Genomic DNA, 13,107 nt, shown 5'->3' with positions numbered 1-13,107 from the left:
TGCGGTACACCACAGTGGGAACGTCAGGCTTGAAGGTCTCCGAGGTCGGGCTCGGCTGCAACAACTTCGGCATGCGCATCGACGAGCCCGCCGCGCACAAGGTGGTCGGCGCGGCCCTCGACGCGGGCGTGACCTTCTTCGACACCGCGGACATGTACGGCGGCGGCCGCTCCGAGGAGATGCTCGGCCGCGCCCTCGGCGCCCGTCGCGACGACGTGGTGGTGGCCACCAAGTTCGGCGCGCCCGCCAAGGGCCCGTACGGCGGCGGGGCCTCCCGGCGCCACGTGATGCGTGCCTGCGAGGCCAGCCTGCGCCGCCTCGGCACCGATCACATCGACCTGTACTACCTGCACTTCCCGGACGCGGACACCCCGCTCGACGAGACGCTGTCCGCCCTCGACGACCTGGTGCGCCAGGGCAAGGTCCGCTACATCGCCAACTCCAACCTGGCCGGGTGGCAACTGGTCGACGCCGACCACATCGCCCGCAACGCGAACAGCGCCCGCTTCATCGCGACGCAGCTGGAATGGAGCCTGGTCAACCGCGACGTCGAGCGCGACACCGTGCCGGCCGCCCGGCACCTGGGACTCGGCGTGATCCCGTATTTCCCGCTCGCGTCCGGGCTGCTCAGCGGCAAGTACCGGCGCGGCGAGGACTTCCCGGAGGGCTCGCGGCTGGCCGCCGGGCCGTGGTTCGCGAGCGTGGCGACCGACGAGAACTTCGCCATCGTCGAGCGCGTGACCGCGTACGCCGAAGAGCGCGGCCGGACCCTGCTGCAACTGGCCCTGTCGTGGCTCGCGGCGCAGCCGGAGGTGCCGTCGGTGCTCGTCGGCGCGACGAGCGCCGAGCAGGTGGTGGCGAATGCCGAGGCTTTCGTGGAGTTGAGCGCCGAGGAGGTCGCGGGGATCGCCCGCCTCGCGGTGAAGGGACCGGTCGAGGAGGGGTGACCGGCGGTCTGCCGGTGCGCGCCGGGCCGCCCGCGGGCGCCGACGCGGTACGCCACCACAGCGTCGCGGACGCGGTCGCCGCGCGCCTGCGCACCCGGATCCTCGACGGCGCCGTGGCGGACGGCGGCACGCTGCCCAAACAGGACGACCTGGCCGCCGAGTTCGGGGTCGGCCGCACCACCGTGCGGCAGGCGTTCCGCATCCTGGAGACCGAGGGCCTGATCACGGTGCGGCGCGGCAACGCCGGCGGGGCGGTGGTGCACGTACCCCAACCCGCGGACGCAGCCCACATGTTCGGCATGGTCATGCACGCGCGACAGGTCGAGCTCGCGGATCTTGCGGGTGCGCTGCGGCAGTTGGAGCCGGTGTGCGCCGCACTGTGCGCGGCCCGCGGGGACCGGGCGACCGAGGTGGTGCCGCAACTGCGGGACGTGCACGGGCGGATGGCGGCGGCGCTCGACGACGGCGGGGCGTACCTGCGGGAGAACCGGGCGTTCCACGAGGCGCTGGTGGCGCTGTGCGGGAACGCGACGATGCAGATCCTGCTGGGCGCGGTCGAGGTGTTGTGGGCGCGGCAGGAGCAGGCGTGGGCCGGGGCGGCGCTCGCCGGCACGGACCGCGGCGCGCGGGCGGCGGGGCTGCGCGTGCACGGCAAACTGATCGACCTCATCGAGTCAGGAGACGAGGCCGAGGTCTTCACAGCGGCGTCACGGCACATCGCCGGGGCGCAGGAGTATCCGCTGCGCGACCACGGCGCGCGGCCGGTGCGGGTCTGACGTCAGAACGGGCTCGGCAGGCGGGGGATCGGTACCGAGATGACGGTCGGGGTGGCGGCGCCGAGTGCGTCGCGCAGGGCGGGACCGAGATCGTCGGGTGCCGCCAAGGCGACGCCGTTCGCCCCGAACGACCGGGCCAGGGCCGCCCAGTCGGGGTTGCGCAGTGCGGTGCCGATCTCGCGGCCGCCGAAGCGTTCGCGCTGGTCGCGGTTGGAGTTGCCGTACGCCCCGTCGTCGAAGACCACGTTGACGGTGTTGATGCCGTACTGGACGGCGGTGGCCAACTCGCCCGCCGCGAACAGGAATCCGCCGTCCCCGCTGAGCGTCACCACGGGCACGTCGGGCCGGGCGGCCTTCGCGCCCAGCCCGGTCGGGAAGGCGAAGCCGAGCGTCCCCATGTACGACGTGGCCAGGTAGCCGCGCCGCGCGTGCACCGGGTAGCGCATGTGGCACATGTAGCCGACCGTCGTCGTACAGGGCACGAGGATCGAATCGTCCGGCAGAGCGGCGCGTACCGTGTCGACGATGGCGGACTGCGGCCCCACAGTGGCGAGTTGCTCGCGGACCTGCCGCCTCATGCGGGCCGTCTCGGCGGTGCGCGGCGGCCGCGGCCCGGAAGTGCGCCGCAGCTCGGCGAGGAGCGCCTCGGCGCCGGGCAGCGCGTCCGCGGCGATCGCCACCGACGCGGTGTGGTGGCGGTCGAACTCGGTGGGGTCGGCGTCGAGGTGGACGAGCGGGACGTGCGGCGCGATGCCGCTGCCCGAGAAGCGGGTGCCGACCGCGAGCACCGCGTCGGCGTCGTCGAGGACGGGCCGCAGGCGCGGGTTGAACCACATCGTTCCCACGCTCAGCGGGTGCCTGTCGTCGACCGCGCCCTTGCCCTCTCGGGTGGTGACCACCGGAGCCTGGAGGTGCTCGGCGATCGCGGTGAGCGCGTCGTGTGCGCCCGCGGAGACCGCGCCGCCGCCCGCCCACAGCAGCGGGCGTTCGGCGCGCAGGAGCAGTGCTGCGGCGTCGCGTACCGCGTCGGGGTCCGGTTGGGCGCGGCGCCTCTCGGCCACCGCGGGCAGCTTGACGTCGGCCTTCTCGGCCAACGCCTCGGGCGGGACGTCCAGGACGGCGGGACGGGGGCGTCCGGTGCGCATGGCCGCGAATGCGCGGTGCACCGCGCCCGGGACCTCCGCGGCGTGCCGGATCCCGGCGGTGTGGCCCGCGACCGGGGCGACGACGTCGAGTTGGCGGTGGATCTCGTGCAGCGCGCCGGAGCCGCGGTCGATGGCGTCGCGCGGTATCTGGCCGGCCAGGAGCAGGACGGGGGAGGAGGCGGCGTACGCGGTGGCCAGGCCGGCCCCCGCGTTGTAGAGGCCGACGCCGGGCACGACGAGTGCGCAGCCCTCCCGCCCGACGGCGCGGGCGTATCCGTCGGCCATGTAGGTGGTGGCCTGCTCGTGGCGGGTGGTGACGAACGTGATGCCGGGTTCGTCGTAGAGCGCGTCGAGCAGGTGCATGATCTGGTCGCCGGGCAGGCCGAAGAGGTGGGTGACCCCTTCGCGGCGGAGTTGCGCGACGAGGGCTTGGGCGCCGGTCATGAGGGTCATCCGCGGGCTCCGACCGTCGTGCCGGCGGTGTCCGTGCCGCCCGTGGTGTCCGCGGTGTTCGTGTCGGCGGCGTCTGTGCTGCGCGCCGTGTGCGCCGCGCTGAACGGCCTTGGTGCGGAGCCTTCCAGCGTGACGCGGTGCAGGTAGCGCCGCGCGGACCCGTAGTCGTTGACACCGCGGTGCTGCACGCTGCGGTTGTCCCACATGACCACGTCGCCCGGGAGCCAGCGGTGCCGGTAGGCGAACTCGTGCCGGGTGGCCGCCTCGTAGAGGTACGCGAGGAGCGGTGCGGACTCCTCGTCGGTCATGTCGGCGAACCGGCGCGTGTAGTCCGCGTTGACGTACAGCGCTGGGCGTCCGGTCTCCGGGTGCGCGACGACCACCGGGTGGGTGGCGGTGACGGTCGACTCGGTGAGTCCGGCGTCGGCGGCGAGTGAGGTGCCCTGATGGACGGCCGTGAGGCCGTCGAGGACGCGGCGTAGGCCGGGGGAGAGGCGCTCGTACGCGAGGTGCTGGTTGGCGAACATGGTGTCGCCCCCGGCGGGCGGGAGTTCGCGCGCGTGCAGCACCGTGGTGCGTGGCGGTGCGGCGGAGAAGGTGACGTCCGCGTGCCAGGTCTCGGTGAGCGGGACCATCTGGTAGATCTCCATCACGCCGGGGTGGCCGGTCAGCGACGGCACGTACGGGTGGACGAAGACCTCGCCGAACTCGGCGGCGAAGGACAGGAGTTGATGGGGGCTCAGATCCTGTCCGCGAATGGCGAGCACGTGGTGCTCGAGGAACGCGGCGCGCAGGGCGTCCAGGGTCGCGGTGTCGGCGCGAACCAGGTCGGCGCCGACGACCTCGGCGCCGGTGGAGCCGGACATGCGGTTCACGCGGATGCTCACGGGCGCGCTCCTTCCGGGGCCGGGGCCGGGGCTGGGGCGGGGTGCTCGCCCGCGGCGGTCGGCGCGGGCCGTGCGCCGAAGCGCGGTGGACGGCGTTCCAGGAAGGCCGTCACGGCTTCGCGGTGGTCGGCCGTGGTGAACGTCATGGCCTCCAAGGCCAACGAGGTGTCCAGGAGCCGGTTGACGCGGTCGTTCAGGTCCGTGTTGGCCAGGCGCTTGTTGAAGCGCAGCGCCACCTGGGGGCCCGCGGCGAGGCGTTCGGCGAGTGCGGTGGCACGCTCCAGCACCTCCGCGGTCGGGCACACGTGATTGACCAGCCCGTACCGCAGCGCCTCTTCGGCGCTCATGAGGTCGCCGGTCATCAGGTATTCCTTGCCCCGGTTGACGCCGAGCAACAGCGGCCACAGGATCGCACCGCCGTCGCCCGCGACCAGTCCGGCGTTGACGTGCGGGTCGCCGATGCGTGCCGTGTCGGCCAGGAAGGTGACGTCGCAGAAGAGGGCGAGCGTCGCCCCGAGGCCGAGCGCGTCGCCGTTGATCGCGGCGATCACGGGTTGGGGCACGGCCAGTTGGGCGCGTACCAGGGCCGCGGAGCCCTCCAGGAGTTCGGGGTTCCCGTCGGGGTAGCCCTCGGCGAGCTTGGCGTCCATGCCGGAGAAGTCGGCGCCCACGCAGAAGGCCTTGTCGCCCGCGCCGGTCACCACGACCACGTCGACCTGGTCGTCGGTGGCGATGCGGCGGAACAAGGGGGTGAACTCCGCGTGCATCTCGGGGCTGATCGCGTTGCGGCGGGCGGGGCGGTCCAGCGTCACGTGCAGGATCCGGCCGCGAAGTTCCGTACGCAGGTGGGTGAAGCCGTAGTGATCGCCGTCGGCCATTCCGGTCTCCCTTGCGGCGGGCGGTTCTTGGCTGGCTGTCGTCGGTGGAGCCTCGACGCGCGGATCGCGCGGATGGTGCACGGACGGGGGAGGAGCGTGGTCGCGTGAGCCTATCATCCTCACCTTGTAATCATTATGATGATAGGCCCGTAGCTCGCGCCACGCCGTCGGAAAACCGGAGATGGAGCCGCTCGTGACCGCCTCGCCGATTCCCCGCCTGGTCGACCTGGACGCCCACGTCGTCGAACCGCCCGACCTGTGGTCGAGCCGCCTCCCCGCCCGCTACCGCGACCAGGGGCCGCGCATCGAGCATCTGCCCGGGGGCGTACCGGTACTCACCGGCGGGACCTACCGCGAGGCGCCGGGGACCGACGGACCGGACGTCGCGTGGTGGCACTACGAGGACCACTACTACTCGGTGAAGCGCCTCATCGCGGCGGCCGGGTACCCCGCCGACGAGATCACGATGACCGGCATCACGTACGACGAGATGCGCCCCGGCTGCTGGCGTACGCCGGACCGGCTCGCCGACATGGACCTCAACCACGTCCAGGCGCAGATGTGCTTCCCCAACTACCCCCGGTTCTGCGGGCAGTTGTTCCTCGGCGGCCAGGACCGCGAGCTGGCGCTGCTGTGCGTGCGCGCATACAACGACTGGATGGTCGAGGAGTGGTGCGGCACTTCGGGCGGACGGCTGATCCCGCTGTGCCTGGTCCCGCTCTGGGACGCCGGACTCGCCGCCGAGGAGGTGCGCCGCAACGCCGCGCGGGGCGTGCGCGCCGTCGCCTTCAGCGAGCTGCCGACGTACCTGGGCCTGCCCAGCATCTATTCGGGTTACTGGGAGCCGCTGTTCGAGGCGTGCGAGGAGACCGGCACGGTCCTGTCGATGCACATCGGCTCCGGGACCAAGACCCCGCAGGCGTCGCCGGACGGCCCGGACGCGGTGGCGTCGACGATCATCTTCGGCAACTCCGTGGCGTCCATGGCCGACTGGCTGTTCTCCGGGGTCCTGCACCGCCGGCCGCGGCTCAAACTGCTGTTCGCCGAGGCGCAGATCGGCTGGATCCCCTATCTCCTGGAACGCATCGACGACGTGTGGTCGACGCACCGGGGCTGGTCCGGGAGCCAGAGCCTGTGCCCCGAACCGCCGTCGACGTACTACCACCGGCAGATGTTCTCGTGCTTCTTCAAGGACTCCGTCGGCGTCGAGCTCCTGCACCGGGTGGGCGAGGACAACGTCGCCTTCGAGACGGACTACCCGCACCAGGACGGGACTTGGCCGCACTCGCGCAAGGCCGCCGAGGAGCAGTTCGGGCACCTCGCCCCCGAACTCGTCCACAAGCTCGCCCGCGGCAACGCGATCCGCCTGCTGGACCTCGACCTCCCGGAGGACGAGTGATCCCTGCAACACCCGCGCCCGCGCACCGCCCGCTCGACCTCGGACTCGCGCCGGGGGCCGAGGAGTTCCGTGCCGAGGTGTGCGCGTGGCTCACCCCGGCCATGGCGCTCGGCCGGATCGCCGCACACCGTGATCCCGCCGACCGGACGGGTTTGGGCGAGGAGTTCGAACGCGCGCTGCTGCGCGAGGCCGGCAAGCGCGGGTGGCTCGGGATCTCCGTGCCGTCCGGAGCGGGCGGTGGCGGGCGGCCGGCGTCGTGGGCGGCGGCGTTCGCGTACGAGGTCGCCTGGCACCACGCGCCGCTGGTGGACACGGGCGTGGTCCTGGCGTCGGCGCCGGTGGCCGCGTACGGCAGCGCCGGGCAGCGCGGGCGGCTGCTGCCGGGAATGCTGGACGGGCGCGAGACATGGTGCTGCGCGTACACCGAACACGCCGCAGGCAACGACCTGTTCGCGGGCCTGCGCGCCGAGGCCCGGCAGGTCGGTGACGGGACGTGGCGGATCACCGGGACCAAGGCACTGGTCACCGGGGCGGCCAAGGCCGACCGCTGCCTGACGGTTGCTCGGACGCCCGGCGGGACCGCGATGTTCGTGGTGGCGTTGCGGAGCGCGGTGGCGACGGACCCGGCCGCGCCGCGGACCGGAGGGGTGATGGCCGCCGACGGAGTGGAGATCCGGCGGATCCCGACCATCGCCGGGTACACCCTCGACGAGATCGTCTTCGACGGTGCGGAAGCCGAGCTGCTGGGCGACGTGGGGGCCGGGCGGCGCCAGGTCGCCCGGGCGGTGCGTGCCGAGCACGGCGGCTTGTTCCAACTCGGCTGGGCGCACCGGCTGGTGTCGGACCTGACGGCCTGTCTGGCGGGGGCAGGGGCCAGTTGCGTGGACGGTTGCCGGGGCGGGAGCGAGGTCGATCCGGTGCTCGCCGAGCAACTCGGCGGCCTCTGGGTACGTCTGCTCGCCGGACGCGGCACGGCACTCGCGCCCGTCTTCGCCATGGAGTCGGCGCGGCCGGACCCGGTGGCGGCGATGCTCGCCAAGATCCGGCTGACCGAACTGGTCCGGGACGCGGCCCGCGAGGCGGCCTCGGCGGTGCGGCGGTTCGCGGCGGCCCGGCCCCCGGGGCGGGCGCGCAGTGAACTGGAGTCCTGGGAGGCCAGGTTCGCCGCAGAAGCGGTCATGCGGCTGGACGGCCCGATCAGCGTCGGTGCGAACGACCTGCACCGTGAGGCCGTGGCCTCCTTCGTCCTCGGTGAACGGCCTTTCGACGGAGGAAGGGCGGCCTTCGACGAGGCGGTGGCCGAACCGCTGTCGGCCGCCTGGCGCGCCCTGCGGACCGCGGTCGATCGGGTCAACTCGCGTACGGCATACGGGACGAAAGTTTCGCGGCTGCCGGTGGTACGGCGCCGCTTCGCCGACATGTACGGCGAACTCGACGCCGCCCGGCGGCTCGCGGCGCAGGCGGATGAGCACGGGGCGGCGGAGGAGGTGGTCCTCGCGGCCACCGACCACGTCGGGCGGGCGTGTCGCGGCGTGGTGGAGGAAGCCGTCGAACTGTGCGGTGGCCATGGCTACTTGGCCGACTCGGGTCTTGGTGCGCTGCTGAGCACGGTGTACGGGGCCGAGCGCCTCGCCGACACGAGGCCGTCGCCGCGTGCGCGGATCGCCGTACGCGTGCTTGTGGCGGAACAGGATGCGGCCCGGGTGGCCGGCGGCGGGGTGCCGGCGGTGGTCGAGGGGAGTGGCCGCTGACCGCGTCGACGGCGTTCGGTGAGGCCACCCGGTTGCTTGGGACGCGCCCGTTTCGTGTTTGATTGGGGGAGACCCGCCGAGACGTGCGTGGTTATGCCGGGCCGCGTGCGTACCTGCGCAGCGCGAGAACCACAAGGAGGGACGTGCGATGGCCGAGCCCTCGTCCTCCGAGGCGTCGCAAGCCGCGTCGGCCGGCCTGTCCTCCGCGAGCCCTGAGCCGGAGCCGGTGCCCCTCGCCTATGCGGCCCCGTATCCGGCCGATCCGCCGTCGGTCCTGGCCCGGCCGATGAACGCCTACGTCTCCGGGCAACTGAAGGCCGGGGCCGACCCGGCCGACCTGGGCCTCCGCCCTCCGGCCCAGGCCGACCGCGACGCCGTCGCCCGGCCCCGCGTCTCCCGCCCCGCCCGCTCCCGGCGTGGAGAACACCCGCAGTCCCGCGCGGGAGGTCGAACCCGGCCCGTCCGGCCACTGACCGCCGCGACCGGGGCCGACCGCGGCGGCACCGCGGCGGCCGTCAGCGCTTCACGACCTCCGTGAGGCTGGTCAGGCTGTCCCGACCGCGTCCGGACTCGACCCCGCGCCGGAACAGTTCGAGGATCGCGGCGGGCACGGACGGGTCCACCCCGGAGTCCTCCGCCGTCCGGACCACGTGCGACAGGCTGGCCACGGCCATGCCGAGGTTGTCGACGTCGCCCTCGTGGTTGCCCGCGTCGATGCGCGGTGCGTAGAACTCCAGGAAGTACTTGAAGTCCAGGGTCTTCACCGCGTGTTCGAGGAACCGCTCGGCCGAGATGCCGTTGGCCAGGGCCACCGCCTGACCGTGCAGGTAGCCCGCCAGCCCGGTCCAGAACATGTCGATCCCGATCTGGTAGTACAGCGCCGCGAGCCCGGGGTCCTCGCCCAGGTAGTCGACCGACGTCAGTACCTCCAGCGCGGCGCGGTGCCGTTCCACCGCCTCGGCGGGCCCGCTGTAGTACGTCGCCGCGTCCGCGCTCCCGATCCCCGGCGGCGGTGTCTGCACGCCCCCGGTGATCTGCACCGCGCCGTGCCCGGCGAGCCAGGCCGCGGCCTCGCGGGCCTGAGCCGGGGTGTCCGACGTGAGGTTGGCGACCGTCCGCCCCGACAGCGCCTGCGGCGCCTGGCGCAGGATCGCGTACACGGCCTCGTAGTCGGTAAGGCTCATCACCACCAACTCGTTCGCCCGCAAAGCGGCTTCGATACTCGCGACGAGCCGCGCGCCGCGCGCCACCAGGGCATCCGCGCGGCTCGGTGTCCGGTTCCAAAGGGTCACCTCGTACCCGCGGTCGAGGTACGCGGCGGCCATCGCCTGCCCCATGGGGCCCAGGCCGACGACGGTGACGGACGGTCGAGACATGAGAACTCCCCGCGACTAAAATGAACGTTCTATCCAGTGCGATCCGACCGTAGCAGATGACTAGAACGAACGCTCTATCTAGTAGGCTGCGGACATGAGAGGCAAGCAGGAGGTCGGCACCCGGGACCGCATCGTCCACGCCACGTCGCGCCTGATGCAGCGGCACGGCTACGAGGGGACCGGGCTCAAGGACATCTCCCGGGAGGCCCAGGCCACGCTGGGGTCGGTGTACCACTTCTTCCCCGGCGGGAAGGTCGAGCTCGCGGTCGAGGCGATCGGCCACGGCGACCGGGAGTTCGCGGATCTGCTGCGCGGCGTCCTCGATCGCGAGGACGACCCCGCCGCCGCGATGATCGCGTGCGCCCGCGAACTCGCCGTCGGCATGCGCGACTCCGGCTGGCTGGACGGGTGCCCGGTCACCACCGCGGCGCTGGAGAGCGCCCGCCGCCTCCCGGAGGTACGCGAGGCCGCGGAGCGCGCCTTCGTGAACTGGCACGGCATCGTCCGCGACAGGCTCGTGCGCTCAGGCTTCGCCGCCGACGTCGCGGGCGATCTCGCGCACACCGTGATCAGCACGTTCGAGGGTGCCGAGATGTCCGCGCAAATCATGCGGAGCACGACGCCCCTGGTCGCCGCGGGAACCCACCTGGCGCGGCTGGTCGACTCCTACCGCTGAGCCGGCGGGTCCGCGGGCGGTTCGGGCGGCCGGGGCGACGCCGTTGGTACGGGCGACGCCGACGGCCGGGATGCGGGCGGCTGGGGGGCGGGCGGCTGGGGGGCCGGCGCCCGCGGTGCCGACGGCTGGGGTGCGGGGGCCCGGTGAGTGCTCGAGTGATCGGCGGGCGGTTCCGCGGTGCGCAGCGTGAACAGGGCGGCGGTCTCGGTGATTTCCAGCAACCGCAGCACCGCGGCGCCGGGCGCGAGGGTCAGTTCGACCTGCTCCGCGAGCGCCTGCGTGCGGGCGTTCAGCAGGGCGTGCAGCCCCGTGCTGTCGCAGAAGGTGACGCCTTCGAGGTCGACGTACACGTGTGACGCCCCGTCGCCGAGCAGGGTCTCCAGGGCGCGGCGCAGGCGCGGCGCCGACTCCTGGTCGATCTCGCCGACGACGTGCAGCAGCGCTCGGCCGTTGTCGGCGGCCGCCCGCAGCCGGAGGTCCGGCGTGGGCGGCCGGGGCACGGCGCGGCTGGGGTTCTCGGGCCGTGGGCGTGGCCGCCGAGTCATGTCCGACTCCCTCGCGTACCGGGTGGGGGACTGCTGTTTCAACTGCCGGTGAGGCCGGAACCAGCATGGGGATCGGACCCAAAGCACGTCAAGTAATTCCGGAAGAACTTTTCAGATGTTCTATTGCCGGAATGAGTCGTCCTACGATGGGGTGATGAGTGAGTTCGACGACGCTCGTCCCTCGTGGACCTTTCTCACCAATCACGCGCGTGTCCTCGCGGTGATCGCCCGGGACCCCGACGCCCGGGTGCGGGACATCGCCGCCACCTGCCTGCTCACCGAGCGCACCGTGCAGGGCATCCTCGCCGACCTGGAAGAGGCCGGCTATCTCAGGCGCACCAAGACCGGTCGGCGCAACACGTACGAAGTGACCCCGGGCACCTCGCTCCGGCACCCGGCCGACCTCGGCCGCGCGGTCGCGGACGCCCTCGGCCTGCCCGAGGACGCCTTCCACGACGCGCCCCCGGGTGCCGCGGGGAACGGCTCGGGCGCGGTGCGGACGGGGAACGCCGGCGCAGGTGCGGGCGGGGGCGGCCCAGGGGGGACCGGCGGAACAAGTCAGGTCATGCGGTCCTCAGACGGGCCCGGCCCGGGTGGGCCCGGCGCGCTTCCGCAGGTGGACTGAGTCCGCGGTGCTCGCCGACGCGCGCCCGACCGCGGACGTCCTGTGCCGAGAGCGGGCGGGCGGGTCGGCCGCGGCGCGACGACGTACCTGCGATGTGGGGCTCAGCCGAGCGGCTTGGCCAGGCAGACGCTGAGCGGGCTGTCCTTGTAGAAGCCGAAGCGCGGGATGTCGGCGTAGCCGCAGGAGCGGTACAACGCGATCGCCTCCTGCTGGCGCGCGCCCGTCTCCAGGATCATCCGGCGCTGCCCGGCGTCGCGCGCCCGCTGCTCCAACTCGGCGAGCACGGCCCGGGCGAGCCCGCGGCCGCGGGCCTCGGGCCGGACGTACATGCGCTTGAGCTCGGCGTCGCCCGCGTCGTGGCCGGGCTCGTCGTACGAACCGATCCGCCACCCGCCGCACGCCAGCGCGCGGCCCTCCTCGTACACGACCAGGAAAAGTCCCGTCGGCGGGTCGAAGTCCGCCTCGTCGACCGGCGTCTCGTCCGGGTCCCCGTAGCGGTCGACGTATATCTGCTGCACCTCGTCGCACAGCTTGCGTACGTCCGGGTGCCGGTAGCCGAGTGCGGTGAACTCCATCAGGAGAAAATAACCGGCGGCGTCCGCCGGTGCTGCGCCGGGCGGGTCGCGGAGGCGATGGAGTGCGCGGCACGGTCGGCGGCGGACGCATAGTGCGACCCTTGACGTGGTCTCCCTTTGGGGCTGGACTACTCGGTCGGTCGACACGTGTCGACTGTGTCGGCAGCGTCGACCGCGTCGACGCGAGACCCCGTACCCACCCGAGTGAGGAACGCCCGTGCGCACTCCCCGCCACACCCTCGTGCAGTTCAGCGACGTGCACATCGTGCCCGAGGGCGAGCTGCTCATGGGCACTCTCGACACCCTCACGCAGATGGGCCACGCCCTGGACGCGGTCGAGTCCGCCGATCTGGCCCCCGCCGCACTGCTGTTCACCGGCGACCTCGCCGACACCGGGGACGTCCGCGCCTACCGCCGCCTGCGCGCGTTGGTCGAGCCCGCGGCCGCGCGCATCGGCGCGCCCGCGCTGTTCGGCATGGGCAACCACGACAACCGTGAGGCGTTCCGCGAGGGCCTGCTCGGCGCCGAACCCGGCGACGAGCCGCACGACTTCGTGCACTGGGCGGGCGACGTACGGGTGATCGTGCTCGACAGCACCACGCCCGGCAGCCACGGAGGCGCCCTCACGGACGACCAACTCGCCTGGCTGCGCGCCGAACTCGCCCAGCCCGCCCCGGCCGGGACGGTCCTCGCGCTGCACCACCCCCCGATCCCCACGCCGCTGGCGTTCCTCGAACGCCTCTCGCTCAAGGACCCCGAGCGCCTGGCCGAGGCCATCGCGGGAACCGACGTGCGCATTGTGCTCACCGGGCACAACCACCACGCGACCTGCGGCGCGCTCGCGGGCGTCCCGGTGTGGGCCGCGCCCGCGGTCGCGTACCGGGCGGACGTGTTCCCGCCCGCGGGCACCTACCAGGGCGTCACCGGCGTCGGCTACACGCGCGTCGACCTGTACGAAGACTGCGCCACCGCGACGTTCGTGCCGGTCGGCCCCGTCGAGGCCGTCTACCACTACGAGCGCGCCAAGGTGGACCGCTACCTCGCGGCGCACGAGGGCTGACCACCGCGGCCTCG

14 protein-coding genes are annotated in these 13,107 nt (G+C 73.1%); 8 read left to right on the top strand and 6 right to left on the bottom strand.

Annotation, left to right across the window (positions count from 1 at the left end; translation table 11 throughout):
* Positions 1 to 29: 29 nt before the first annotated feature.
* Positions 30 to 947 (top strand): aldo/keto reductase, encoded by a 918-nt coding sequence (locus ACWD12_RS06135; RefSeq protein WP_358349539.1) that lies wholly within the window; start codon positions 30 to 32, stop codon positions 945 to 947.
* Positions 944 to 1,723 carry a FadR/GntR family transcriptional regulator gene (locus ACWD12_RS06130; RefSeq protein ID WP_450098543.1) on the top strand — a complete coding sequence of 260 codons (780 nt, stop codon included), beginning with the start codon at positions 944 to 946 and terminating at the stop codon, positions 1,721 to 1,723. The genes ACWD12_RS06135 and ACWD12_RS06130 overlap by 4 nt, the downstream gene beginning before the upstream one ends.
* Positions 1,724 to 1,725: 2 nt before the next feature.
* Here ACWD12_RS06130 and ACWD12_RS06125 read toward each other — a convergent pair whose 3' ends face one another.
* The 3 genes from ACWD12_RS06125 to ACWD12_RS06115 are packed head-to-tail and all read right to left on the bottom strand — an operon-like array spanning position 1,726 to position 5,086.
* Positions 1,726 to 3,321 (bottom strand): thiamine pyrophosphate-binding protein, encoded by a 1,596-nt coding sequence (locus ACWD12_RS06125; protein WP_450098542.1) that lies wholly within the window; start codon positions 3,319 to 3,321, stop codon positions 1,726 to 1,728.
* Complete coding sequence (locus ACWD12_RS06120; protein WP_450098541.1) at positions 3,318 to 4,208, bottom strand: TauD/TfdA dioxygenase family protein; 891 nt, start codon at positions 4,206 to 4,208, stop codon at positions 3,318 to 3,320. The genes ACWD12_RS06125 and ACWD12_RS06120 overlap by 4 nt, the downstream gene beginning before the upstream one ends.
* The gene (locus tag ACWD12_RS06115) at positions 4,205 to 5,086 is read right to left on the bottom strand and encodes an enoyl-CoA hydratase/isomerase family protein (protein ID WP_450098540.1); all 882 of its coding nucleotides are present in this window, start codon (positions 5,084 to 5,086) and stop codon (positions 4,205 to 4,207) included. Before ACWD12_RS06115 ends, ACWD12_RS06120 begins: the two co-directional genes overlap by 4 nt.
* Before the next feature lie 193 nt (positions 5,087 to 5,279).
* Here ACWD12_RS06115 and ACWD12_RS06110 point away from each other — a divergent pair, with 193 nt between their 5' ends.
* From ACWD12_RS06110 to ACWD12_RS06100, 3 genes are all read left to right on the top strand, one after another.
* Positions 5,280 to 6,485 carry an amidohydrolase family protein gene (locus ACWD12_RS06110; protein WP_450098539.1) on the top strand — a complete coding sequence of 402 codons (1,206 nt, stop codon included), beginning with the start codon at positions 5,280 to 5,282 and terminating at the stop codon, positions 6,483 to 6,485.
* Positions 6,482 to 8,236, top strand: coding sequence for an acyl-CoA dehydrogenase (locus ACWD12_RS06105; RefSeq protein ID WP_450098538.1), 1,755 nt, complete (start codon positions 6,482 to 6,484; stop codon positions 8,234 to 8,236). Before ACWD12_RS06110 ends, ACWD12_RS06105 begins: the two co-directional genes overlap by 4 nt.
* Before the next feature lie 148 nt (positions 8,237 to 8,384).
* Complete coding sequence (locus tag ACWD12_RS06100) at positions 8,385 to 8,774, top strand: hypothetical protein (RefSeq protein WP_450098537.1); 390 nt, start codon at positions 8,385 to 8,387, stop codon at positions 8,772 to 8,774.
* Here the strand turns inward: ACWD12_RS06100 and ACWD12_RS06095 are convergent.
* Positions 8,752 to 9,612 carry an NAD(P)-dependent oxidoreductase gene (locus tag ACWD12_RS06095; RefSeq protein ID WP_450098536.1) on the bottom strand — a complete coding sequence of 287 codons (861 nt, stop codon included), beginning with the start codon at positions 9,610 to 9,612 and terminating at the stop codon, positions 8,752 to 8,754. The genes ACWD12_RS06100 and ACWD12_RS06095 overlap by 23 nt on opposite strands.
* Positions 9,613 to 9,706: 94 nt before the next feature.
* On the opposite strand from ACWD12_RS06095, the gene ACWD12_RS06090 reads away from it, so the two are divergent.
* Positions 9,707 to 10,288 (top strand): TetR/AcrR family transcriptional regulator, encoded by a 582-nt coding sequence (locus tag ACWD12_RS06090; protein WP_450098535.1) that lies wholly within the window; start codon positions 9,707 to 9,709, stop codon positions 10,286 to 10,288.
* On the opposite strand, the gene ACWD12_RS06085 is transcribed toward ACWD12_RS06090, so the two are convergent.
* On the bottom strand, positions 10,279 to 10,833 hold the full coding sequence (locus ACWD12_RS06085) for an STAS domain-containing protein (RefSeq protein ID WP_450098534.1): 555 nt from the start codon (positions 10,831 to 10,833) through the stop codon (positions 10,279 to 10,281). The genes ACWD12_RS06090 and ACWD12_RS06085 overlap by 10 nt on opposite strands.
* A 154-nt stretch (positions 10,834 to 10,987) precedes the next feature.
* Between ACWD12_RS06085 and ACWD12_RS06080 the strand changes: the two genes are divergently transcribed.
* Positions 10,988 to 11,458 carry a helix-turn-helix transcriptional regulator gene (locus tag ACWD12_RS06080; protein WP_450098533.1) on the top strand — a complete coding sequence of 157 codons (471 nt, stop codon included), beginning with the start codon at positions 10,988 to 10,990 and terminating at the stop codon, positions 11,456 to 11,458.
* 101 nt (positions 11,459 to 11,559) lie between these two features.
* Here ACWD12_RS06080 and ACWD12_RS06075 read toward each other — a convergent pair whose 3' ends face one another.
* On the bottom strand, positions 11,560 to 12,033 hold the full coding sequence (locus tag ACWD12_RS06075; protein ID WP_450098532.1) for a GNAT family N-acetyltransferase: 474 nt from the start codon (positions 12,031 to 12,033) through the stop codon (positions 11,560 to 11,562).
* 217 nt (positions 12,034 to 12,250) lie between these two features.
* Here ACWD12_RS06075 and ACWD12_RS06070 point away from each other — a divergent pair, with 217 nt between their 5' ends.
* Positions 12,251 to 13,093 carry a metallophosphoesterase gene (locus ACWD12_RS06070; protein ID WP_450098531.1) on the top strand — a complete coding sequence of 281 codons (843 nt, stop codon included), beginning with the start codon at positions 12,251 to 12,253 and terminating at the stop codon, positions 13,091 to 13,093.
* Positions 13,094 to 13,107: the final 14 nt, after the last annotated feature.

The organism is Streptodolium elevatio (assembly GCF_053592165.1).
This window is presented reverse-complemented; position numbering and strand designations above follow the sequence as displayed.

Coding starts and splice junctions, on each gene's coding strand:
- ACWD12_RS06125 (WP_450098542.1), bottom strand. CDS start 3,321: ATGACCCTCATGACCGGCGCCCAAGCCCTCGTCGCGCAACTCCGCCGC.
- ACWD12_RS06085 (WP_450098534.1), bottom strand. CDS start 10,833: ATGACTCGGCGGCCACGCCCACGGCCCGAGAACCCCAGCCGCGCCGTG.
- ACWD12_RS06080 (WP_450098533.1), top strand. CDS start 10,988: ATGAGTGAGTTCGACGACGCTCGTCCCTCGTGGACCTTTCTCACCAAT.
- ACWD12_RS06095 (WP_450098536.1), bottom strand. CDS start 9,612: ATGTCTCGACCGTCCGTCACCGTCGTCGGCCTGGGCCCCATGGGGCAG.
- ACWD12_RS06090 (WP_450098535.1), top strand. CDS start 9,707: ATGAGAGGCAAGCAGGAGGTCGGCACCCGGGACCGCATCGTCCACGCC.
- ACWD12_RS06075 (WP_450098532.1), bottom strand. CDS start 12,033: ATGGAGTTCACCGCACTCGGCTACCGGCACCCGGACGTACGCAAGCTG.
- ACWD12_RS06100 (WP_450098537.1), top strand. CDS start 8,385: ATGGCCGAGCCCTCGTCCTCCGAGGCGTCGCAAGCCGCGTCGGCCGGC.
- ACWD12_RS06115 (WP_450098540.1), bottom strand. CDS start 5,086: ATGGCCGACGGCGATCACTACGGCTTCACCCACCTGCGTACGGAACTT.